A 20,525-nucleotide genomic window follows, 5' to 3' on the forward strand; every position below is an offset into this window, starting at 1 on the left:
CTTTCACTCTTCATATACGCTTAGTAAATTAGAAGCGACAACATTCCAGCTAAATTCTTTTTCAGCTTTAGTTCGGCCGTATCGCCCCATTTTTTCCATTAACGATGGATTGGTAAATAGCGCGTTGATCCACTTCGCATACGCTTCTGGATTGGCAAAATCGTCGACTACATAGCCGTTTTTTTCATGTTCAATAACTTCCGGATTTCCGCCGCGGCGGCTCGTAATAATCGGGACTCCGGCCGCCATCGCTTCGTAATGAACCCGCGCCAGCGGCTCTTGCCATTGCGACGAGCAGACGAACACATCGGCCATGGCAAACAAGCTTGGAATGTCTTTCGGCTGCACGAATTGAATAAACTTCACATAGTCTTTGTACATCGCGCCAACGGTGTAAAGATGGCGAACAAAATGGTTCACTTGATTATCGCTAAACCATTTCGAGCCGACGAATACCATCCGCGCCTCCGGATGCTCGGTGATAATATTCGGGATCGCTTGCAGTAAAATGTGCGGTCCTTTTACTTTGCTTAATCTTCCAACAAATAAAATAACCTTTTCATTTTTTAATCCGAGTTCTTTTCGAATGGATTCGTTGATTTTGGCGCCTTGTTGCGTCCACTTCGGATGAAACGTTTGCAAATCGACGCCGGAATAGACGGTTTTTACTTTTTGCTTCGCGCTCGGAAATCGCGAGTAAATAGTCGTTCCGATATAATCGCTAACCGTTACAATTTTTTTTGTTTCATGAATACATTCAAGGCCATCGGCAAACGAAATTTTTTCTTCCGCAAACATTTCGTTATGCACGCTCAACACAATTTGCGCATCAACCGCGACTTTTCGTATTTCCCGAACCCATAACGGGCGGTTGCATATATGAACGACATCATATCGCACCATGCGCAAATGCTCGATAATTTCAGGTAAATAATTTTCTTTAGAAAAATGAATATACGTCACACCATTTCGCGACTCTATATTAGGCAATTCGGGGTCTTGGACGGATAAGATCGTAACGTCGTGCTTTTTTGAAATTGTGGCGGCAACGGATTCGAGGTAAATTTGAATCGCGCCGCCGCGGATCGGCGGAACAGGCAGCTTTTCTGTCGCAATGAATACAATTTTCATATTGATCCCCCATTACATCATTTTCCTTTTCCTATCATACGTACTTGCTATCCAGATGGTGCATAGAAAGAAAGTTTTAGCAAGACATAGACGAACAACTAGGACAACGATTAGGAATGAATCATAAGATAAAGCAAAAGCGGAAAGAAAGCGGTGAAAACAGTTGCTAAACGACATATTGTATGAAGAAACAGGAAAGCTTATATATATCGCAAGTCTCATCTTAAAAAACTGGGACTTGCAAATAGAAGAAATTGAAATGATTCAAAGCGGACAAATGGCATTAGTGTGGAAAGTATATACAAATGATGGACCGAAATGTTTAAAACGCATTCATCGCCCGGAGAAAAAAGCATTGTTCTCGATTCATGCGCAAAACTATTTGGCGATGAAAGGGGGACGCGTTCCTAAAATCCTCAAAACAAAAAACGGAGAACTGTTTAAAAAATATGGCCCGTTTTTATTTGTCGTCTATGATTGGATTGAAGGGACACCGTTCGATTTATCCGTTTCTGAAGATTTAAGCGAGATGATGAAAGCTCTTGCCTACTTTCATAAAGAGTCAGCAGGCTATGAACCGCTTCCGGGCGTGCCTGTCTTCAGCAAGCTCGGAAAATGGCCGAAACATTATATGAAACGGTGTCAACAGCTTGAATCATGGAAAAAACTAGCGAAATTAAATTCGGAAGATCCATTCTCCCAACTGTATCTCGCTGAAATTGATTCGTTTATCGAAAAGGGAAAACAAACATTGCATGATTTATTAAACTCCGATTATGAACGATGGGTAGAAGAAATGAAACAGCGGCCTCTTTTATGCCATCAAGATTACGGAACGGGAAACACATTGTTAGGAAATGATGGACACACATGGATTATCGATTTGGATACAGTAGCGTTCGACTTGCCAATTCGGGACTTGCGAAAGATGATTGTACCGCTCCTCGATCATTCAGGAGTGTGGGACGAGAAAAAACTCGAATTAATCATCGAATCGTATGAATCAGTATTTCCGTTGACTGACCGACAAAAAGAAATAATGTTCATTGACATGCTGTTTCCATACGAACTTCATGAAAAAGCTTTAGAAAAATATGTACGAAAAGTACCTCTGCCAGTAGAAGAACTAGCAGAGGCCATGGCTTACGAACAAATGAAATGGGAAGAAGTGAATAAAAAGCTGTCGTTGCGTACTTAGTTTTCTTTACCAAAACCGATTAAAGAAACGGAAACAATCTGTTTGAACGGAATCGTGATTTTATCTCCTTTTTCGATTTGAAATTTCACATGCCCATTTCTATATTCGGAAATAAACCCTTGATATTCTCCTTTTTTCGTCACGATCTTACATTTGATCGCTGACAACTGGTTCGGGAGCTTCGTCAAAAACTGCACTTGTTCTTCTAACGTCATCTCTTGAAACTGTTTCGGGTGGATCTGTTTTGATTCAAACTTGTTCGCGCGGTTTAACGCTTTTTTCGTTTGAAACGATTGCTGCATATGCGAAACTTTTGGTTCTAACTTCGGCTGCACAATATAAAGAAGCGGCTCATTTGGAACAATTTGTTTCATCATTACTCCCCCTCGTGATGGTCTATAACATAATGTATGCTTTCAATAGGCAAAAGTGCATAACGAAAAAAACAGCCGACGGATCAATGTCCGTTGGCTGCTTTTTTATTAACGGGCTAAAATATGGTATCCGGAGTCGACGTGAATGATTTCACCGGTAATGCCACGGGATAAATCGCTGAATAAAAACAATGCCGTATCCCCTACTTCTTCTTGCGTCGTTGTCCGACGAAGCGGCGCCCATTCTTCAATTTCTTTTAAAATCGAGTTAAAGTCGCTGACGCCTTTGGCGGATAAAGTGCGAATCGGCCCAGCGGAAATGGCGTTGACACGAATGCCGTATTTTCCTAAATCATTCGCTAAATATTTCACACTCGCATCTAAAGAAGCTTTCGCCACCCCCATAATGTTATAGTTTTGCACGACCCGTTCGCCGCCAAGGTATGTTAACGTCACAATGCTACCGCCTTCTGTCATCAAATCTTTTGCTGCTCTTGCGACAGCGGTTAACGAGTAGGAACTAATATTATGCGCTAATAAAAATCCTTCACGGCTCACGTTCATATATTCGCCGCTTAAATCTTCTTTGTTCGCAAATGCAATGCAATGGGCTACTCCATGAATCACACCCGTTTTTTCTTTAATTTCTGCAAAACATTGCGTAATCTCTTCATCCTTTGTCACATCGCACGGAAGCACTAACGCCGTGTCATCTTCAAGCGTGTCCACTAATTTGCGCACTTCTTCTTCAAATCGTTCGCCTGCATATGTAAAAATCAGACGCGCACCAGCTGCATGAAGCGAGCGGGCAATCCCCCACGCAATGCTTCGTTTATTTGCCACTCCCATAATGACATACGTACGCCCTTTTAACGATAACATCATGCTTCATCCTCCTATGATCGGCCATATTTATTATTTGTTATTAGTACCAAGTATTAATTTTATTATAACAAAAAAATCCGAATGGCAAAATAAGAATTTTGAGGCTCTTCCCCAAAAGTTGTGCTTGATTTTTGAATAAAAGCAGATTTGATACTTGTTTATAAATAACTGTAAATAAACAGTAAGCGATATCCTTCGCTTCACAACATCACTTGCTTGTCAAGTACATTTTGTCGTGAGAGCAATCGACAAAATTTTTTCGCTTGATTTTCTTACGTCTCTTTGCAAAAATAATGGAATTAGCTAATATGAAAATATGATGAGTTTTTATAATACGGAGTTGAATGTGTAATGGACCAAGATAAATTGCCACAACAAAAATTAGACTATCATTTGCTGTTTCTGTTATTTTTAATGGCGATTGTCAGCGCGATTGCGATTCATAGTGCACAGCCGACTTTGCCAGAGAAGTTGCAGGCAATCAATTTTGCAACAAAACAATTGCAATGGTATGTCATTGGCGCATTCGTTATCGCTGTCACGATGATGATTGACTACGACCGCTTTTTTCAGCTCGCTTGGTATTTATACGGGTTCGGCATGTTGTTATTGCTCGGCCTTGAATTAGGCGTGCCAGGAACGGTGACGATTAAAGGCGCGACAAGCTGGTATTCCATTCCTGGCGTTGGTAATTTTCAGCCGTCAGAGCTCATGAAAATTTTTATGATCATTGTCATTAGTCGCATCATTATCAATCATCGTGAAAAATATCCAGAACCGATGATCGAAGACGATTTTAAGTTACTAGGAAAAATTGCTATTGCCACAGCGCCGCCATTATTGCTGTTAATGCGGCAGCCAGACTTAGGAATGTCAATGGTATATACCGCGATCGTCAGCTCGCTTGTGCTCGTTTCCGGCATTCGTTGGCGCATTATTTTCGGGATTATTTTTAGCGGCCTTTTTTCTGTTGCTATCCTTGTCTTTATTTTCTTTCAATTCCCTAATTTTTTTCATAAATATATTTTGAAACAATATCAATTAGATCGCTTTTACGGGTGGCTTGCTCCATATGAATATCCAAATGAACAAGGATTTCAGCTCATTCGTTCGTTGCTTGCGATCGGCTCTGGGGAAATGTATGGAAAAGGGTATAGAAACTTGGACGTCTATTTGCCCGAAGCGCACACGGATTTTATTTTTGGCATCATTGCTGAGCAATTCGGATTTATCGGCGCAAGTATTGTCATCTCCCTATTTTTCTTGCTCGTCTATCGAATGGTTCACATCGCCCTTGAAAGCCATGATTTATACGGAAGCTATTTATGCGCTGGTGTCATTGGAATGATTACGTTTCAAGTGTTCCAAAATGTAGGAATGACGATCGGTTTGCTCCCAATTACTGGTCTGCCGCTTCCGTTTATTAGCTACGGGGGAAGTTCATTGGCCACGTATATGTTGGCCATTGGCATCGTATTAAACGTGCGCTCCCGCACGAAGAAGTTTATGTTTTCTTCCGATGATTAGGCCGCACGCTGGTGTTGTTGAATGATCATAAAATATTCAAAAATGAAAGCAGGTGGGGCGGTGCAAATCGATATTATCGGCGATATTCACGGCTGTTATGCAGAGTTTGTCGCGCTGACAAAAAAGCTTGGTTACGACTGGACAAACGGTTTTCCGGTTCATCCCCGCGGGCGAAAACTCGGTTTCGTTGGCGATTTAACCGACCGCGGACCGGAATCTTTACAAACGATTGAAACAGTTTATTCGCTTGTCGAGAACGACCTTGCTTATTACGTTCCCGGCAACCATTGCAATAAACTGTACCGGTTTTTTCTTGGCCGAAACGTTCAAATTACGCACGGGCTCGAAACAACGGTGGCGGAATATCACGCCTCGTCCGCAAAAAAACAATCCATTATCAAAAGAAAATTTATTAGCCTATATGAAAATGCACCGCTATACGCTCGCTTAGATGGCGGAAATTTAATTATTGCCCATGCCGGCATTCGGCAAGACTATATCGGGAGATACGACAAAAAAGTGCAGACGTTTGTGCTGTACGGTGATATTACGGGAGAAACAAATCCAGACGGAACGCCTGTCCGCCGCGATTGGGCGAAACATTATAAAGGGACGGCGTGGATTGTGTACGGTCATACTCCTGTCAAAGAGCCCCGCATTGTGAATCGAACGATTAATATTGATACAGGCTGTGTATTTGGCGGTGCGTTAACCGCGCTCCGTTATCCGGAGATGGAAACTGTTTCTGTACCGTCATCCGTGCCGTACGTGCCGGAAAAGTTTAAATCGTTTGACTAAGAAAAACGAGCTCACTTTTTTAAGTGGCTCGTTCAATCAATTGCATCATATCGGCAGGCAAAGGGGATGAAAACTGATACGTTTGTTGGTGAAACGGATGGAAAAACGAAATCTCTTTGCTGTGCAATGCTTGACGCGCAATGAGGTCACGGCTGCCACCGTACAGCTCGTCCCCTAAAAGCGGGTGTCCTAAATAAGCAAGATGTACGCGAATTTGATGCGTTCTTCCCGTTTCAAGTTCCAACTCTACATGCGTATAGCGGTCGAAGCGCGTTAATACGCGAAAATGCGTCACCGCCCGCTGACCATCTTCACGAACTTCCCGCTCAATGATACTATCGCCTTTTCGGCCGATCGGCGCATCGATCGTTCCTTTTTCCTCATTGACCACTCCATGGCAAATCGCTTCATATTTTCGTTTGACACCCCCGCGTTTTTGCCATTCCGTCAGCAAGTGATGCACGTGGCGATGTTTGGCGACAAGCACAAGACCTGACGTATCGCGGTCGAGCCGGGTCACGATATGAACGGTCGACGGCAACTTCTGTTCGTCATAATGATGCAATAGCGCATTCGCTAGCGTTCCGTTCGGATGTTCCCGAGATGGAATCGTCGACATATATGGCGGTTTGTTGACGACTAATACGTATTCATCTTCGTAAACGATATCAAGCGGAAGACGCTCCGCTTTCATGTCGCTGCTTCGCTCTTCCGGCGGAAAATGTACAATAAGCGTTTCGCCATGGCGAAGGCAGTGACGAACGGTGACAGGATTTCCATCCACTTCAATCGTACCGCCGTGAAATTTAATATCGGTAAGCGCTGTTCTTGAGATTTGTTGCTCCTTTAAAAAATCGCGGACGAGTTTTCCGTCATCTTGTTCCGCGATCGTCCATCGTAACGTAAACCGATTCAACGCTTCATACCTTCCTTTTTCTTTTTAGTCGGCAATAAACGAATCCCGCACCCGCTTCCAAAACGGAAACGGCCGGAACCGCGCAAAGCGAACCTTTTCATCTGCGACGCGGCATTGAATCGACTTAACGTCTTTATGAAGCAATGACAGATGGTCAATCGAAATTTGAAAGTCAACTTGATTCACCGGCTTCAGCATGCACGTATGATGCGCCGGAAGAATGAGCGGCGAACCGATCGTGCGAAACACACGATTATTAATCGACGCCATTTCCGCTACTTGAATCGCTTCTAAAGACGGATGCAAAATCGCACCGCCTAACGCTTTATTATAAGCGGTGCTTCCCGATGGCGTCGAAATGCAAAGACCGTCGCCGCGAAACGTTTCAAACAAATCTCCTTTAATTTCAACGTCCATCACAAGCGTGCCGCTCACACTTTTGACGGTGCATTCGTTAAGAGCCAAATATCTCGCTTCCTTTCCGCCGCTCACGTAACGAATAATCACTTCTAAAAGCGGGTATTCGACGATTTGGTACGGCGTTTTCGCAATGGCGATGACCAGTTTTTCAATTTCTTCAGGCACCCAATCCGCGTAAAACCCCAAATGGCCAGTATGTACGCCGACAAACGCCGTCTTATCAAGGCGGCGGCAATAGCGATGAAATGCATAAAGCAACGTTCCATCGCCGCCAACCGAAATAACAATGTCCGGCTGATCTTCATCGTATTCAAGACCGAAATCAACTAAATACGTTTTCATTTTTTGCATTAACGTATTGGAAGTTGCATCCCCTTTCGAGGTAATGGCAAACTTCAACGGTTGTTGTTTCTCCTTCATGACTCTTCCCCTTTTGCTTCTTGTTTTCGCGAAAACGCCGCCTGCGCTTCTTGAATTTCAAAGCGAATTTTCGACATTTCCTCATCTAAAAGATACGCCGCTTCTGCCGCTCGCTGCAAGCGTGCTTTAATATCTTCAGGAAAACGGCCGCTATATTTATAATTTAAAGAATGTTCAATCGTAGCCCAAAAATTCATCGCCAACGTACGAATTTGAATTTCTACTAAAATTTTTTTCTCTCCATGAATCGTTTGCACCGGATAGCGAATGACGACATGGTACGAGCGATAGCCGCTCTCTTTTTTTTGCGTAATATAATCCCGCTCTTCAACAATTTCAAAATCGTTCCGCTTGCGCAATAGCTCGACGACCGTTTTAATATCGTCTACAAATTGGCACATCATTCGGAGACCAGCAATATCTTGCATTTGCTCTTCGAGTTTATCGAGCGGAATATTTTTCTTTTGCGCTTTATCGAGAATACTGGCAATTGGCTTGACTCTTCCTGTCACAAATTCAATCGGAGAATGGACTCCTTGCATTTCAAACTGTGTGCGCATTCCTTTCAATTTGACTTTTAACTCCTCCACCGCCTGTTTATACGGAGCTAAAAATAAGTCCCAGTGCTTCACCATATAACCACCACCAACCATTATGTAAGAAACGTATCTTTTACCGCTTTCTCCATTTCTTCACCGTAGTTCGCATTTCCTTCAATATTTTCGATTAAATAAGCAAGCTCTTCTTTGAAACCAATCAATTCGAGTTCCGTCGCTCCCGCTTGAAGAAACACGTTCAACGACTGTGCAAGCACTTCTTTCATTTCTCCCCAAAATTTTTGCGGGATGAATACATATATAAACTCATCAACTGCTTCTAATATATAAATAAATGAGAGATGATCAGAATCTGTGAGCATATAACGTTTCGGTATTGCGCCTTCAAGCGAAAACGGCGGCTCATCCCCCACCAACAATATTTGTTGGCCTCGCTTTTCTGCCCGCTTGATCGTAATCGTTTTTCTCATCATAACGTCTCCTTCCAATTTCAACAATCCATTTTTATTTTAACATAGTCACCATATGCATAATAAACCATTGATATTCGATTTGAAACATTCCATAATAATGTTAGAAACATATTGGGGAGAAGACGAAGCATGAAACAAGAAGTAGAAATTGAATTTAAAAATTTATTGACGAAAGAAGAATTTGACCGGCTGAAACACATTTTTCATATCGAAGAACATCAGTTTATGTATCAAGAAAACCATTATTTTGACACGCCGCAATTTTCGTTAAAACAAAAAGGAGCAGCGTTGCGCATTCGCGTCAAGGATGATTCATACACGTTAACGTTAAAACAGGCGATGAAAGAAGGGATGCTTGAAACACATGAACCGCTTACAAAAGAAGAAGCGCAATCATTATTAAATAATTTTAGAACGGTTCGTGGCGACATCCAAAACATTTTGCAAGCGATCGGCGTCGCACCCGAAACATTGCAATATTTCGGAACACTCGCTACCTATCGTACCCAAATTCCGTATGAAGACGGCATCCTTGTGTTCGATCATAGCCATTACTTACAGACGGATGATTACGAAATCGAATACGAAACAGACGATTTTACGTGCGGCAAAGAAACGTTTGAACGGTTGCTCGCCTCATTGAATATTCCTGTTCGTCCAACCGCTAATAAAATAAAACGGTTCTATGCAAAAAAATATGAAACGGAGGATCACCAATGAACATTCAACAGCTGAAAATGTGGATGGAACTTCAAGCTTTGCGCTCATTTTCGAATCAGCCTTCATCATCAAACAATCTGTTAGAAAACGCGCTCTCTTTCCAACATATGCTTTCACAGCTTGTTGCGAAGTCGCCACCCGAACAAGCGACGACAGCGTTGCCGTTAGCATCGAACGATTCGCGAAACGTCTCACCATCAACCATTTCAGCAACAGCGAAAGACATCGATGCGATCATTCAACAGGCGGCTGAAAAATACGATATCGACCCGCAGCTCATTAAAGCGGTCATCCAACAAGAATCCGGCTTTCGTCCAAACGCCGTAAGCCGCGTCGGCGCCGCCGGCCTCATGCAATTAATGCCAAGCACAGCGAGGATGCTCGGCGTGGAAAACGTGTTCGATCCTGCCCAAAACATTGAAGGCGGAACGAAATATTTGCGCCAGCTATTAGACCGCTACGATGGCGAACTCGAGCTCGCCCTTGCCGCTTACAACGCCGGACCAGGAAACGTCGACCGATACGGAGGCATTCCTCCATTTCGCGAAACAAGAGCGTATGTACAAAAAGTGTTAAACACATATTATTCATAAAAGCCCCCTTGGAATAAGGGGGCTTTTATGAATAATAAGGAAGAAATGAAATCACCGTATAGCCATCAACTTTTCTTATCGAGTCACTTTGTTTGAGATATACAGGTTTCGTTGTTACAATAACAGTACATGATATTTGTTTCAAAGGAGCTATTAACGATGGCAGAACAATGGAAAACGCCTTATGAATCGATCGGTGGAGAAGAAATGATTGCAAAGCTCGTCGAAGCTTTTTATAACCGTGTCGCTAAGCATCCTGATTTAAAACCGATTTTTCCGGACGATCTAACCGAAACGGCAAGAAAGCAAAAACAATTTTTAACGCAATATTTAGGAGGTCCGCCGCTTTATACTGAAGAACACGGTCATCCAATGCTTCGAGCTCGCCATTTGCCATTCGAAATTACTCCAACGCGGGCAAAAGCATGGCTTGCCTGTATGCGTGAAGCAATGGACGAAGTCGGCTTATCCGGACAAGTGCGCGATGAATTTTATCAACGCCTTGTACTAACCGCTCAACATATGATCAATACCCCAGAAAACGATAGAAAGGAGCATTCGTTTGAATGAAAAGGTAGCTGGGGGCAAAAGCAAAGCCTACTCATTCGCTTCCCAGCATTGCAGTGGCGAGAAAAAACCTTTAGAAATTTATTTATTTATCGATCCGCTCTGTCCGGAATGTTGGGCGCTTGAACCTATAATGAAAAAATTATGGATTGAATATGGGCGGTTTTTTACGATAAAACATGTATTAAGTGGAAATTTAGCAACATTAAACAACCGCAAAAAACAAAAGTTGAAAACGATTGCTCATACGTGGGAGCGCACAGCAAGCCGATCCGGCATGTCTTGCGACGGAAATTTGTGGTTTGAAAACCCGATCGCAACTCCATATGCGGCTTCGATTGCCATTAAAGCGGCAGAACTGCAAGGAAAACGGGCCGGAATTCGCTTTTTACGAAAGCTGCAAGAACTTCTTTTTTTAGAAAAGCAAAATATTTCCGATGTCTCTGTATTAGTGGAATGCGCCAAAAGCGTTGGGTTAGATGTCGATGAGTTTATGAAAGATCTTCATTCAAACAGCGCGGCAAAAGCGTTTCAATGCGATTTAAAAATTACATCCGAAATGGACGTTCAAGAAGTGCCAACTCTCGTCTTTTTTAATGAAAATATTGAAGAAGAGGGTATTAAAATTTCCGGTTGCTATCCTTACAGCATTTACGTGGAACTCATTTATGAAATGCTTGGTTTTTGTCCTGAACCAGCTCCACCTCCCCCGCTTGAGTCATTCTTAAGTCATTTTAAGTTTGTTGCCACAAAAGAAATTGCAGTTGTATATGATTTAGATGTTCAAGAAGTCGAAAGGGAAATGAAGAAACTCCAATTAAAACAAAAAGTAGAAAAAGTCCCTGTGAAATACGGAACGTTTTGGCGGTATATCGCTAAGTAAGAACGGAAAGACTTTTTATAAAACAAAAGACTCGGCCGAAGCCGAGTCTTTTGTTTATTGTCATTAAGACAACAAAGGGGATGGGAGAAATTTTTCACGGTCAAACAAAGGGGTATAAGGTTGTTTGTGATTTCATTCACGTAATTATCATACCAATGATCTTACGTTTTGACAACACCTTTGTTCATTTGTTCACGATTTTGTCATAAAATAAATCATGTATGCTTGAACAAACCGTCATCATACAATGAAGTAGAACTTTTTAGCGTGGAGGGAACGATGAAACATATAACACTTATCTTTTGGCTATTGATGGTTTCTATTTCATTTTTCCTAAATTTGTTAGGATTAATGCATGTCATTTCGTTATTAATCACAATGCCGCTTTTGTTCGGCTCGATTTTGTGCATGCTTTGGACGTTAAGCAACCGAAACCGTTTTAAAGGATTTCAGTAAAAACGAATGTGGTGATGACCACATTCGTTTTTGCTGTTACGATAATAGCTGTTCCATTTCCTCTAGTTTTTGCGCAAACACTTCGCATGCTTCTTCAATCGGCTTGGCTGTCGTCATATCGACCCCTGCTTTTTTCAATACTTCAATCGGATAGTCGGAGCTGCCGGCTTTTAGAAACTCGATGTAACGTTTAACCGCCGGTTCGCCTTCCTCTAAAATTTGTTTGCTTAATGCCGTTGCCGCGCTAAATCCCGTCGCATATTGATATACATAATAGTTGTAATAAAAATGCGGGATGCGCGCCCATTCTAAGCCAATTTCTTCGTCAACCACAATATCGCTGCCAAAGTATTTTTTATTTAAATCATAATACATCGATGTGAGCGATTCGGCGGTTAACGCTTCTCCTTCTTGCGCTTTTAGATGAATCATATGTTCAAATTCAGCAAACATCGTTTGCCGGAACACAGTGCCGCGGAATCCTTCTAAATAATGGTTCAATAAATACAGCCGCTTTTTCTCATCGTCGATCGTTTTTAATAAATAGTCGTTTAGCAATGCTTCATTGCATGTCGAAGCGACTTCAGCAACAAAAATCGAATAGTTTCCGTACGGGTACGGCTGCGTTTTCCGTGTATAGTAACTATGGACAGAGTGACCAAATTCATGTGCAAGCGTAAATAAATTATTGACGTTGTCTTGCCAGTTCATTAAAATGTATGGATTCGTGCCGTATGCCCCAGAAGAATAGGCACCGCTTCGCTTCCCGACGTTTTCGCGGACATCGACCCAGCGGTTTTCCAATCCTTCTTTGACGATGCTAATATATTCATCGCCAAGCGGAGCAAGCCCTTTCAACAAATATTGTTTCGCCTCTTCGTACGTTATTTCCATTTTGACATCTTTCACAAGCGGCGTGTACAAATCGTACATATGCAACTCGTCGACACCTAGCGCTTTTTTGCGCAAGCGAACGTAACGATGCAATAAGTCTAAATGTTTATTGATCGTTTCCACTAGATTGTCATAGACGCTTTCTGGGATGTTATTATTGCTTAATGCCGCATGGCGCGCCGATTGATAACGGCGAACGCGCGCAAAAAAGTTATCTTTTTTAACCGCACCGCTTAACGTGCTCGCAAACGTGTTTTTATACTTTCCGTACGTTTCATATACCGCTTTAAAAGCATCGTGACGCACGCGGCGATCTTCGCTTTCGAGGAAGCGAATGTAGCGCCCGTGTGTCACCTCGACTTCATCTCCGTTTTCATCGATAATCGTCGGAAATTTTAAATCGGCGTTATTGAGCATTCCGAACGTATTGCTGGAGGCAGACATCACTTCCGCTGCTTGGGCTAACAGCGCTTCTTCTTGGGTCGACAACACATGCGGGCGTTGGCGGTTAATTTCATCTAATGCGTGTTCGTAAAGCTTTAATTCCTTTTTTTCTTCAAGGAACGACTTCACTTTTGTTTCGTCGATCGCTAAAATTTCCGGCACGATAAACGCCATCGCACTTGATGCCTCGCTATAAAGCCCCGCGATGCGGTCATTCAAACCTTGATAAAACGAATTCGTCGTATCTTGATCATAGCGCATATGCGCATATGTATACAATTTTTCAAGCCGCATCGATAGTTCATCTTGGAATTGCAACACCTCGTAAAGAACGTCCGCTGATTCTCCTAACCGACCTTGATAATCGGACAATTTTGGGATCATGTTTTTCACTTCTTGAAACTCTTGTTCCCATGCTTCATCGGTCGAAAAAATATCCTCAAGCCTCCACGTTTCCTCAACCGGAATTTCGCTGCGTTTCGGCAATGACTTGACTGTTTTCTTTTCCGTCATCGATAGACCTCCTTTAGAAACATTATACTATAGTAGTATTCGCCTTTTTTTTCGATTCCCCTCTCCCATTATAGCGATTTTCTTTTCATCCTCTCAAGCAACCGGCGATCTTCTGTTAGCGCTTCGTCGATTGTATTAGGAAACGTCCAATTTTTAATGCGTTGAACCGCTTTCCGGTTTACCCATCGAACATAGCCTAGCTGTTCTAGCCATTGTACATACTCATAGACCGCTCTCGTATAATGGTATGCTTGAGCGAGCGGAAGATGCCGCACCGTTATTTTTTGTTCCGCGATCTTCTCTTTCATCCATGCGTAAAGCGAAGAAAGTGAATACGTTTCATCGTTTGCTAAAAACAATAATATATACGTTTGCCAAATAAATGCAGGGGTTTCAAATAAATAGCTATGATCAAGCGGCCAGCCCGCTTCACAAGGAAATAAAGCCGGAGGGTGATGAGGATAAAAATCGAAACAGATGGCGCGATTCGTCAGAGTTGGGTACATCGTAAACGTTAAACGCCATTTTTTCTTTTGCGCTAGCCATTCGTTCCAAAACGGTGAAGGCAGCGGTACTGCAGGGTAAGTGAGAAAATCGGCAAAGCGAACACGGTCTAGTTTTTCGATCACCGGAACGGAAAATGTATAATACGGAGAAAACGGAATGAGATGCACAAGACGAATGAGTCGTTTTGTTTGCGGACAATAATAAAAAATGAGCGGCTGCGGAGAAACAGAAGAAACGTGCTGAGCAAACAACCATTGAAAACGCGGGAGTTTAAAGCGATACGCTGAAAGCCGCTGCAGATGATGCGCTCCCAATATCCAAACCGGACGTATTCCTGCTTTTTTATATTGGTCGTTGCGCTTGCGAAACAGCGCTTCGCCCATTGTGGAACATTGATATTCAAACGCATATAATCGATCTTGATCCATTACAGAGAGATCCGGTCGCTGCTGAACGTGATGAAAATACGGTTCAAGCCGGACGTTCATCGATTGTTTTTTTAGCCAATGAAAAAGATCGGTTTTTCCCGCGACATGATACGGTGATTCGGCCTCATGTTCAAAGGGGCACATACCTTCCCTTTTATGGGCAAAATGAGGCATTCTTCGGTTACCGAGCTTTAAAATGACTTCGTTTTGGCAAGCGGGGCAAAAAAACGATTCTCTCTTTCTTAATTCCATCATCTGTTCCCTTGTCCAGCTGCCGATGAGCGAAACCGATTGTCCATTTTTTAATAAAGCAACAAGCAAAAGACCACTTCCTTTCGTTATGATTGATAAATAACATTCGCGTTCACTCATTCGAATTCCTTCTATATAGAGGTAATTTGGAATTTTAACGTTTTCATCTTTTATTGAAGTAATCGGTATGTTTCGACTGTCGGGTGACCGAACAACACCGTTTCCAGACAAATGCATTTGTCGGTGAAGCGGTTAGTTGTTCGGTCCTCTGTCACGCGAAGGCGTGACAAAGCAAGTCACAGACTTGCCTCCGACAGTCGAAAAAATAGGAAGTCTGCTTTTTCGTTAGCCATAAGTTAAACCTTCCAGTTGTATTTATATAAAAAACAAAACGCCCGAGTCATTTCATTCGGACGTCTTTACAAAAGAGGCGATAACAACCGACAGATCGACTCGACGACGCGAATCGGAAGTGGCCGCTTTTTAAAGATATCATAGTCAATATAGGTTGAGTCTTGCAAGTCTTGAAGAAAATCAGCAACGAGCGTTTTTGTACTTTCAGTATGATATAAAAAGGCATTCACTTCAAAATTCAAATGAAAGCTGCGCATATCCATGTTTGCCGTACCAATCGAAGCAAGCTCTCCGTCAACAATAATCATTTTGCTATGCAAAAACCCTTTATTATATTCATAAATTTTCACTCCCGCTTCTAACAGTTCTGGAAAATACGAGCGGGACGCGTAAAAAACGATCTTCTTATCAGGCCGCTTCGGTGCCAAAATGCGCACATCAATCCCACTTAATGCTGCTACTTTTAATGCTGTGAAAATATCTTCATCCGGTATAAAATATGGAGAAGCGATCCAAATCGACTGTTTTGCTGATGTAATCATCGCAAAAAACAAATGTTTAATCACTTCCCACTCTTGATCCGGTCCCCCCGCAATGAGCTGTACGCCCCCTTTTTCGCTGTTGGAAATAAGCGCTGGCGATAAATAATTTAGGGTTAACAACGTTTCTCCGGTCATGTAATACCAATCTTGCAAAAAGATGAGCTGCAGCGTACGCACCGCTTCCCCGCGAATCCATAAATGCGTATCGCGCCAAAAACCAAAATATTCGTTTTTCCCTAAATACTCATCTCCAATATTGAGTCCGCCGACAAAGCCAACCGTTCCATCAATGACAATGATTTTGCGATGATTGCGGAAATTGATTTTATTATTTAAAAACGGCAGGCGGACAGGAGAAAATGGCACCATTTCCACTCCAGCATCACGAAGTTCTTGAATGTACGTTTTTGAAAGCTTCCAACTTCCAACAGCATCATAAAGAAAGCGAACGTGCACCCCTTTTTTCGCTTTATCAATTAAAATATCTTTCAACTGCTGCCCTACCCCGTCATGCCGAACGATGTAATATTCTAAATGAATATGATGCATCGCTTTTTGCAATTCCGCAAAAATCGCTGAAAACGTTTCATCTCCGTTCGTCAGCACTTTCGTTTCCGTCGCTAACGAAACTGGGCTTTTGCCAAGGCGATGCGCTAAGCGAAGAAGCGGCTTTTGATGCTCCTTTAGATCGCTCATCTGCTGAATATTAAACTCTCGCTGCCCTTCAAATTTTAAAAACATTTGTTCATCCAACATTGCTTTCTTTTTGAATAGGCGCTGCTTCCTGTAATTTCTTCCAAACATAATATAAAAGAAGAAACCAACTAGCGGGAAGCTGCCTAACACAACAAGCCATGTTAGCGTTTGGGCTGGCCTCCGGTTTTCTAAAGAAATGACGAAAGCAATAAAAATAACCGAACACGTGATCAAAAGGCTGAGAAAACCAAGAAGCCAACCTTCCCAATAATCTTTTGTAAAAATCAAAAAAATGCTAAGCAAAAAAACGAAGATAAGGACTTGCAACGTATTTCGCAATGACTTTCACCCTAATCATTATTATCGTAAAAAAACCGATTTCAACAGTTGAAATCGGCTTTTACTTTAACGGAAAATGTTTAGCCAGCGTCGCTAATGCATTCTCATGAATAATTTCTTTTCCATATTCCTCTAATCGATAAATCGTTACTTGTGAATCATATCCATATTCTAACAATAAACTGAGCCAATTCTCAATTTCTTGCTCCGTATAATGTTCGTCAAACTCAATAAACAAATAATAGCGTCCCTCGAATTGAAATAAACTGTTTTTTACGTACGAAAAATCAACACGATGGGCTAAAGAAATCAAGTCTTCGATATCCTTAAAGGAGATGATAAAACGAAGGACTTCTTCATCCTCTTCATCCACCATCAAATCGCTGTCCCGCTCAATTTGAAAATGTTGATCGAGCAGCTCTTCAATTCTTTCATCAACCGGGAATTCACGCAGCTTTTCCTCTGGAAGCGGAAGTTCTAATTTGCTTCCATCTTTAGACAATTGTGCCTTTGTGACTAACACTTCTAGCCCTTTATCAAGCGCCTGCACTTGAATCCAAAGCGGACCTTCAAGCGAAAAATCGCCTTCGTTATGAACTTCATCCATCATTTCCCAAAACAATTCTTCGCTTCGCTCGCGGTTATACCAAATTTCTTCACGGTCAAACCCGCGTTCTTCTATATCAACATACGAAATATAAAACTTTACCGTATGCTCATTAATGCGTTCCATTTCCATTTGCCAACTCTCCCTTCCGAAAAGAGTGAGATTGAAGGGATTTTTTTACCCCCGTCAAGACTATGCCTTGTACCTCTATTTTATGATAAAACTCGCAAGAAGGGAAATAAAAAAACCCCATTTTTGAAAAATTAGTGCTGAAAGAAAACATGTCCTACTATACATAATGATGAAAGAAAAAAGAAATGAGGGACATAAATGATAAGCGAATATATAACATCGATCTTTCTCATTATCGGCATTGATCTAATTCTTGGTGGAGATAATGCAGTCGTGATTGCTATGGCAAGCCGAAATTTACCTGAGCATAAGCGCAATACTGCGATCATTCTAGGCACAACATTAGCAATTATTGTGCGGATTTTTTTGACCGCTGCTGTCGTCATGTTGTTAAAAATTCCGTTTTTGCAGTTTGTCGGTGGCTGTTTGTTGCTTTTAATTTCTTTTAAACTGTTAGTCCAAAAAGACGAAGCCGCTGCTCATATTAAATCGGAAACGTCGCTTTGGAAAGCCGTCCAGACAATCGTCACAGCGGATATCGTGATGGGACTGGACAACGTCATCGCTATTGCTGGAGCAGCAAACGGCCATCCATCTCTTGTCGTATTCGGGTTTCTCATTTCAGTTCCGATTATCATTTTAGGCAGTAAATTCATTCTTTATTCAATGGAACGGTATCCGTTTCTCATTTATGTAGGCGCAGCGATTTTAGCGTATACAGCCGGAAAAATGATCGCCGCGGAACAGCAAATTCCATATATCAATGAACTAGCTCCGTTCCGGTTAGTTTTTCCTTTTATTTCAGCAATATTCATTGTTTGTCTCGGTCTTATCATAAATTGGAAAAAAAACCATCATTGGACGTCTTAAAAAATGTGAAAAAACTTCTACATGGACAATCCATGCAGAAGTTTTTTTCATTGGTTGACAAGACGCTGCGCTTCGCGAAGCTGGTAGGCGCGCACTTTCCGCGGCAAAAAGCGGCGAATCTCGTCTTCGTTATATCCGACTTGAAGACGTTTCTCGTCAATAATGATCGGTCTTCGCAAAATACCTGGATGTTTTTGAATGATTTCATATAAATCTTGGAGCGGTAACGATTCGAGATTTATATTTAGCTTTTGAAAGATTTTTGATCTTGTCGAAATAATTTCATCTGTTCCCGTTTCGGTCATGCGGAGAATTTCTTTAATCTCCTCAATCGTTAACGGCTCAGAAAAAATATTTCGCTCAACATAAGGAATATCGTGTTGCTCTAGCCATGCCTTTGCTTTACGGCATGACGTACAACTAGGTGATGTATACAAGGTGACCATCATTCTCACTCCCCATTAACAGGATCGATTACCCTACTTATATATGAATACTTCTTTTATGCTAGTCATCATGATTAAATCTACATTGAAATGACTTTTATATTGTACATTATACAATAAATTCGATCAGAAAGGTATATTTTTTCGAATCACTGCGAATTTTCCTATGAATGCTTCCCACTGGCCGAAAAATCATCTACAATTAAAGAAGGAAATAGTTGCATGCATATGAGGAGGAATAAGTATGGGGCAATATTTTATTGATCTTGCAATTGTAGGGGGACTTATTATCGGGATCACCGCGTTAATGGGGGTTTTAGCTAACGGCATTGGTGAAAGCGTATTCGGCGGCTCGAAGCGGACGGATCATGTAAACGAAACGATGAAAACACAAACTGGATGGAAGCTTGTCGGCGGCAAAAAAATCTCGAGATGAAAACTCGAGATTTTTTAATGAAAATAGTCGAATTAATGAAAATATTCTATATAAATTGAAATTTTGTTTTACATTCTGATTTTTTGGGAACATGCACAGCGAATCGCTTTATTGCAGACCAACTTTGGAAACAGTCTTAGGGAAATTCTTTATTGCAACTTAATATATATAATTCGTATCAACAAAAAAGATCTCTCAAAACGAGAGATCAGCTATACATCGCTTTATATTTTTTATACTCTTCTTCCGAGCATAATACGAAATGCCCTAGCGCAACTTCGCGGAATTCCAGTTGTTCTCCTTCTTTATAGTTATGCTGAGACGGGTCATAAATCGTGCGTCTGCGCGTCCGTTCTATTTCCGGATCTGGGTGTGGAATAGCTGAAAGCAGTGATTTTGTATAAGGATGAATTGGATTGCGATACAATTCTTCCGCTTCCGCTAACTCGACCATTTTGCCGAAATACATGACGCCGATGCGATCGCTAATATATTTGACCATCGAAAGGTCATGGGCAATAAATAAATACGTTAACCCTTTTTCGCGCTGTAATCTTTTCATTAAGTTGACAACTTGCGCTTGAATCGATACGTCCAACGCAGAAATCGGCTCATCGGCAATAACAAACTCCGGTTCCACGGCTAAGGCGCGGGCAATGCCTATGCGCTGGCGCTGGCCGCCGGAAAATTCGTGCGGATATCGGTTGGCGTGCTCGCGGTTTAAGCCGACTGTTTCAAGCAACTCATATACACGCTTCATACGCTCTTCTTTCGTTTTCGCCAGACCGTGAATATCAATGCCCTCTGCGATAATATCCGCAACGGTCATGCGCGGGTTGAGCGATGCGTACGGGTCTTGGAAAATCATTTGCATTTTGCGCTTTAGCTCTTTCAATTCTTTTGCCGATTTTTTCGCATGAACGCTCACACCGTTAAACAACACTTCCCCGGCTGTCGCTTGATATAAACCAATAATCGTCCGTCCTGTCGTCGATTTGCCGCAGCCAGATTCGCCAACAAGTCCAAGTGTTTCACCTTTGTAAATATCAAATGTAACACCATCGACAGCTTTAATGACTTGACCGTTCCCAACATTAAAATATTGCTTTAAATTTTTGATTTCAATCAACTTTTGTTTTTCTGCCAT

Annotated in this window: 23 protein-coding genes; 10 read left to right on the forward strand and 13 right to left on the reverse strand. The window is 41.9% G+C overall.

Translation table 11 applies throughout. The features are described 5' to 3' along the window. Positions 1-3 precede the first annotated feature (3 nt). Positions 4-1,131 (reverse strand): glycosyltransferase family 4 protein, encoded by a 1,128-nt coding sequence (locus tag HNQ34_RS12730; RefSeq protein WP_183255166.1) that lies wholly within the window; start codon positions 1,129-1,131, stop codon positions 4-6. 163 nt (positions 1,132-1,294) lie between these two features. Here HNQ34_RS12730 and HNQ34_RS12735 point away from each other — a divergent pair, with 163 nt between their 5' ends. Then, positions 1,295-2,329 (forward strand): CotS family spore coat protein, encoded by a 1,035-nt coding sequence (locus HNQ34_RS12735; protein WP_246364175.1) that lies wholly within the window; start codon positions 1,295-1,297, stop codon positions 2,327-2,329. On the opposite strand, the gene HNQ34_RS12740 is transcribed toward HNQ34_RS12735, so the two are convergent. After that, entirely contained in the window at positions 2,326-2,703 is a 378-nt protein-coding gene (locus HNQ34_RS12740; RefSeq protein WP_183255168.1) for a CotO family spore coat protein, read from the reverse strand. The two genes, HNQ34_RS12735 and HNQ34_RS12740, sit on opposite strands and share 4 nt — an antisense overlap. A gap of 108 nt (positions 2,704-2,811) precedes the next feature. Next, complete coding sequence (fabI, locus tag HNQ34_RS12745) at positions 2,812-3,588, reverse strand: enoyl-ACP reductase FabI (protein WP_281376025.1); 777 nt, start codon at positions 3,586-3,588, stop codon at positions 2,812-2,814. A 351-nt stretch (positions 3,589-3,939) separates the two neighbouring features. Between fabI and HNQ34_RS12750 the strand changes: the two genes are divergently transcribed. Both HNQ34_RS12750 and prpE read left to right on the forward strand, forming a co-directional pair. Then, on the forward strand, positions 3,940-5,115 hold the full coding sequence (locus tag HNQ34_RS12750; RefSeq protein WP_183255170.1) for an FtsW/RodA/SpoVE family cell cycle protein: 1,176 nt from the start codon (positions 3,940-3,942) through the stop codon (positions 5,113-5,115). Positions 5,116-5,175: 60 nt separating this feature from the next. After that, complete coding sequence (gene prpE / locus HNQ34_RS12755) at positions 5,176-5,913, forward strand: bis(5'-nucleosyl)-tetraphosphatase PrpE (protein WP_183255269.1); 738 nt, start codon at positions 5,176-5,178, stop codon at positions 5,911-5,913. Positions 5,914-5,932: 19 nt separating this feature from the next. Here prpE and HNQ34_RS12760 read toward each other — a convergent pair whose 3' ends face one another. From HNQ34_RS12760 to HNQ34_RS12775, 4 genes are read right to left on the reverse strand one after another with little or no spacing between them, the layout of a single operon-like run. Beyond that, positions 5,933-6,829: an RluA family pseudouridine synthase gene (locus HNQ34_RS12760; RefSeq protein WP_183255172.1), complete on the reverse strand. Its 897-nt coding sequence runs from the start codon at positions 6,827-6,829 to the stop codon at positions 5,933-5,935. A 24-nt stretch (positions 6,830-6,853) separates the two neighbouring features. Beyond that, entirely contained in the window at positions 6,854-7,669 is an 816-nt protein-coding gene (locus HNQ34_RS12765; RefSeq protein WP_183255173.1) for an NAD kinase, read from the reverse strand. After that, positions 7,666-8,304, reverse strand: coding sequence for a GTP pyrophosphokinase (locus HNQ34_RS12770; protein WP_183255176.1), 639 nt, complete (start codon positions 8,302-8,304; stop codon positions 7,666-7,668). The genes HNQ34_RS12765 and HNQ34_RS12770 overlap by 4 nt, the downstream gene beginning before the upstream one ends. Positions 8,305-8,321: 17 nt before the next feature. Continuing rightward, positions 8,322-8,696, reverse strand: coding sequence for a UPF0738 family protein (locus tag HNQ34_RS12775; protein WP_183255179.1), 375 nt, complete (start codon positions 8,694-8,696; stop codon positions 8,322-8,324). A 132-nt stretch (positions 8,697-8,828) separates the two neighbouring features. On the opposite strand from HNQ34_RS12775, the gene HNQ34_RS12780 reads away from it, so the two are divergent. The 5 genes from HNQ34_RS12780 (at position 8,829) to HNQ34_RS12800 (ending at position 11,918) form a co-directional block, all read left to right on the forward strand. Then, positions 8,829-9,419 carry a CYTH domain-containing protein gene (locus tag HNQ34_RS12780; RefSeq protein WP_183255181.1) on the forward strand — a complete coding sequence of 197 codons (591 nt, stop codon included), beginning with the start codon at positions 8,829-8,831 and terminating at the stop codon, positions 9,417-9,419. Beyond that, on the forward strand, positions 9,416-10,012 hold the full coding sequence (locus HNQ34_RS12785) for a lytic transglycosylase domain-containing protein (RefSeq protein ID WP_183255183.1): 597 nt from the start codon (positions 9,416-9,418) through the stop codon (positions 10,010-10,012). Before HNQ34_RS12780 ends, HNQ34_RS12785 begins: the two co-directional genes overlap by 4 nt. A 159-nt stretch (positions 10,013-10,171) precedes the next feature. After that, positions 10,172-10,582, forward strand: a complete 411-nt coding sequence (locus HNQ34_RS12790) for a globin domain-containing protein (RefSeq protein WP_183255185.1) — start codon at positions 10,172-10,174, stop codon at positions 10,580-10,582. Next, positions 10,575-11,462 (forward strand): ClpXP adapter SpxH family protein, encoded by an 888-nt coding sequence (locus HNQ34_RS12795; protein WP_183255187.1) that lies wholly within the window; start codon positions 10,575-10,577, stop codon positions 11,460-11,462. Before HNQ34_RS12790 ends, HNQ34_RS12795 begins: the two co-directional genes overlap by 8 nt. A 279-nt stretch (positions 11,463-11,741) precedes the next feature. Next, positions 11,742-11,918, forward strand: coding sequence for a hypothetical protein (locus HNQ34_RS12800; RefSeq protein WP_183255189.1), 177 nt, complete (start codon positions 11,742-11,744; stop codon positions 11,916-11,918). A gap of 36 nt (positions 11,919-11,954) precedes the next feature. On the opposite strand, the gene pepF is transcribed toward HNQ34_RS12800, so the two are convergent. From pepF to mecA, 4 genes are all read right to left on the reverse strand, one after another. Next, complete coding sequence (gene pepF, locus HNQ34_RS12805; protein WP_183255192.1) at positions 11,955-13,769, reverse strand: oligoendopeptidase F; 1,815 nt, start codon at positions 13,767-13,769, stop codon at positions 11,955-11,957. Between the two features lie 68 nt (positions 13,770-13,837). After that, entirely contained in the window at positions 13,838-15,076 is a 1,239-nt protein-coding gene (locus tag HNQ34_RS12810; protein WP_246364177.1) for a competence protein CoiA, read from the reverse strand. Positions 15,077-15,375: 299 nt separating this feature from the next. Beyond that, positions 15,376-16,887 (reverse strand): cardiolipin synthase, encoded by a 1,512-nt coding sequence (gene cls / locus HNQ34_RS12815; protein ID WP_183255194.1) that lies wholly within the window; start codon positions 16,885-16,887, stop codon positions 15,376-15,378. Between the two features lie 61 nt (positions 16,888-16,948). Beyond that, positions 16,949-17,626 carry an adaptor protein MecA gene (mecA, locus tag HNQ34_RS12820; RefSeq protein WP_183255196.1) on the reverse strand — a complete coding sequence of 226 codons (678 nt, stop codon included), beginning with the start codon at positions 17,624-17,626 and terminating at the stop codon, positions 16,949-16,951. Between the two features lie 198 nt (positions 17,627-17,824). On the opposite strand from mecA, the gene HNQ34_RS12825 reads away from it, so the two are divergent. Further along, a complete protein-coding gene (locus HNQ34_RS12825) occupies positions 17,825-18,496 on the forward strand; it encodes a TerC family protein (protein ID WP_183255197.1) in 672 nt (223 codons plus the stop codon). A gap of 47 nt (positions 18,497-18,543) precedes the next feature. Here the strand turns inward: HNQ34_RS12825 and spxA are convergent, their stop codons facing one another. After that, complete coding sequence (gene spxA, locus HNQ34_RS12830; protein WP_183255281.1) at positions 18,544-18,942, reverse strand: transcriptional regulator SpxA; 399 nt, start codon at positions 18,940-18,942, stop codon at positions 18,544-18,546. Positions 18,943-19,186: 244 nt separating this feature from the next. On the opposite strand from spxA, the gene HNQ34_RS12835 reads away from it, so the two are divergent. Further along, entirely contained in the window at positions 19,187-19,378 is a 192-nt protein-coding gene (locus HNQ34_RS12835; protein WP_183255199.1) for a hypothetical protein, read from the forward strand. 208 nt (positions 19,379-19,586) lie between these two features. Here HNQ34_RS12835 and HNQ34_RS12840 read toward each other — a convergent pair whose 3' ends face one another. Beyond that, positions 19,587-20,525 carry an ABC transporter ATP-binding protein gene (locus HNQ34_RS12840; RefSeq protein ID WP_183255201.1) on the reverse strand — a complete coding sequence of 313 codons (939 nt, stop codon included), beginning with the start codon at positions 20,523-20,525 and terminating at the stop codon, positions 19,587-19,589.

Origin of the sequence: Anoxybacteroides tepidamans, from assembly GCF_014201465.1 — a bacterium.
Lineage (GTDB): Bacteria > Bacillota > Bacilli > Bacillales > Anoxybacillaceae > Anoxybacteroides > Anoxybacteroides tepidamans.

Coding starts and splice junctions, on each gene's coding strand:
- HNQ34_RS12785 (WP_183255183.1), top strand. CDS start 9,416: ATGAACATTCAACAGCTGAAAATGTGGATGGAACTTCAAGCTTTGCGC.
- HNQ34_RS12730 (WP_183255166.1), bottom strand. CDS start 1,131: ATGAAAATTGTATTCATTGCGACAGAAAAGCTGCCTGTTCCGCCGATC.
- HNQ34_RS12840 (WP_183255201.1), bottom strand. CDS start 20,525: ATGGCAGAAAAACAAAAGTTGATTGAAATCAAAAATTTAAAGCAATAT.
- mecA (WP_183255196.1), bottom strand. CDS start 17,626: ATGGAAATGGAACGCATTAATGAGCATACGGTAAAGTTTTATATTTCG.
- HNQ34_RS12825 (WP_183255197.1), top strand. CDS start 17,825: ATGATAAGCGAATATATAACATCGATCTTTCTCATTATCGGCATTGAT.
- pepF (WP_183255192.1), bottom strand. CDS start 13,769: ATGACGGAAAAGAAAACAGTCAAGTCATTGCCGAAACGCAGCGAAATT.
- HNQ34_RS12835 (WP_183255199.1), top strand. CDS start 19,187: ATGGGGCAATATTTTATTGATCTTGCAATTGTAGGGGGACTTATTATC.
- HNQ34_RS12740 (WP_183255168.1), bottom strand. CDS start 2,703: ATGAAACAAATTGTTCCAAATGAGCCGCTTCTTTATATTGTGCAGCCG.
- HNQ34_RS12765 (WP_183255173.1), bottom strand. CDS start 7,669: ATGAAGGAGAAACAACAACCGTTGAAGTTTGCCATTACCTCGAAAGGG.
- HNQ34_RS12770 (WP_183255176.1), bottom strand. CDS start 8,304: ATGGTGAAGCACTGGGACTTATTTTTAGCTCCGTATAAACAGGCGGTG.
- HNQ34_RS12790 (WP_183255185.1), top strand. CDS start 10,172: ATGGCAGAACAATGGAAAACGCCTTATGAATCGATCGGTGGAGAAGAA.
- HNQ34_RS12810 (WP_246364177.1), bottom strand. CDS start 15,076: ATGAGTGAACGCGAATGTTATTTATCAATCATAACGAAAGGAAGTGGT.
- HNQ34_RS12775 (WP_183255179.1), bottom strand. CDS start 8,696: ATGAGAAAAACGATTACGATCAAGCGGGCAGAAAAGCGAGGCCAACAA.
- spxA (WP_183255281.1), bottom strand. CDS start 18,942: ATGGTCACCTTGTATACATCACCTAGTTGTACGTCATGCCGTAAAGCA.
- fabI (WP_281376025.1), bottom strand. CDS start 3,588: ATGATGTTATCGTTAAAAGGGCGTACGTATGTCATTATGGGAGTGGCA.
- HNQ34_RS12750 (WP_183255170.1), top strand. CDS start 3,940: ATGGACCAAGATAAATTGCCACAACAAAAATTAGACTATCATTTGCTG.
- HNQ34_RS12800 (WP_183255189.1), top strand. CDS start 11,742: ATGAAACATATAACACTTATCTTTTGGCTATTGATGGTTTCTATTTCA.
- HNQ34_RS12780 (WP_183255181.1), top strand. CDS start 8,829: ATGAAACAAGAAGTAGAAATTGAATTTAAAAATTTATTGACGAAAGAA.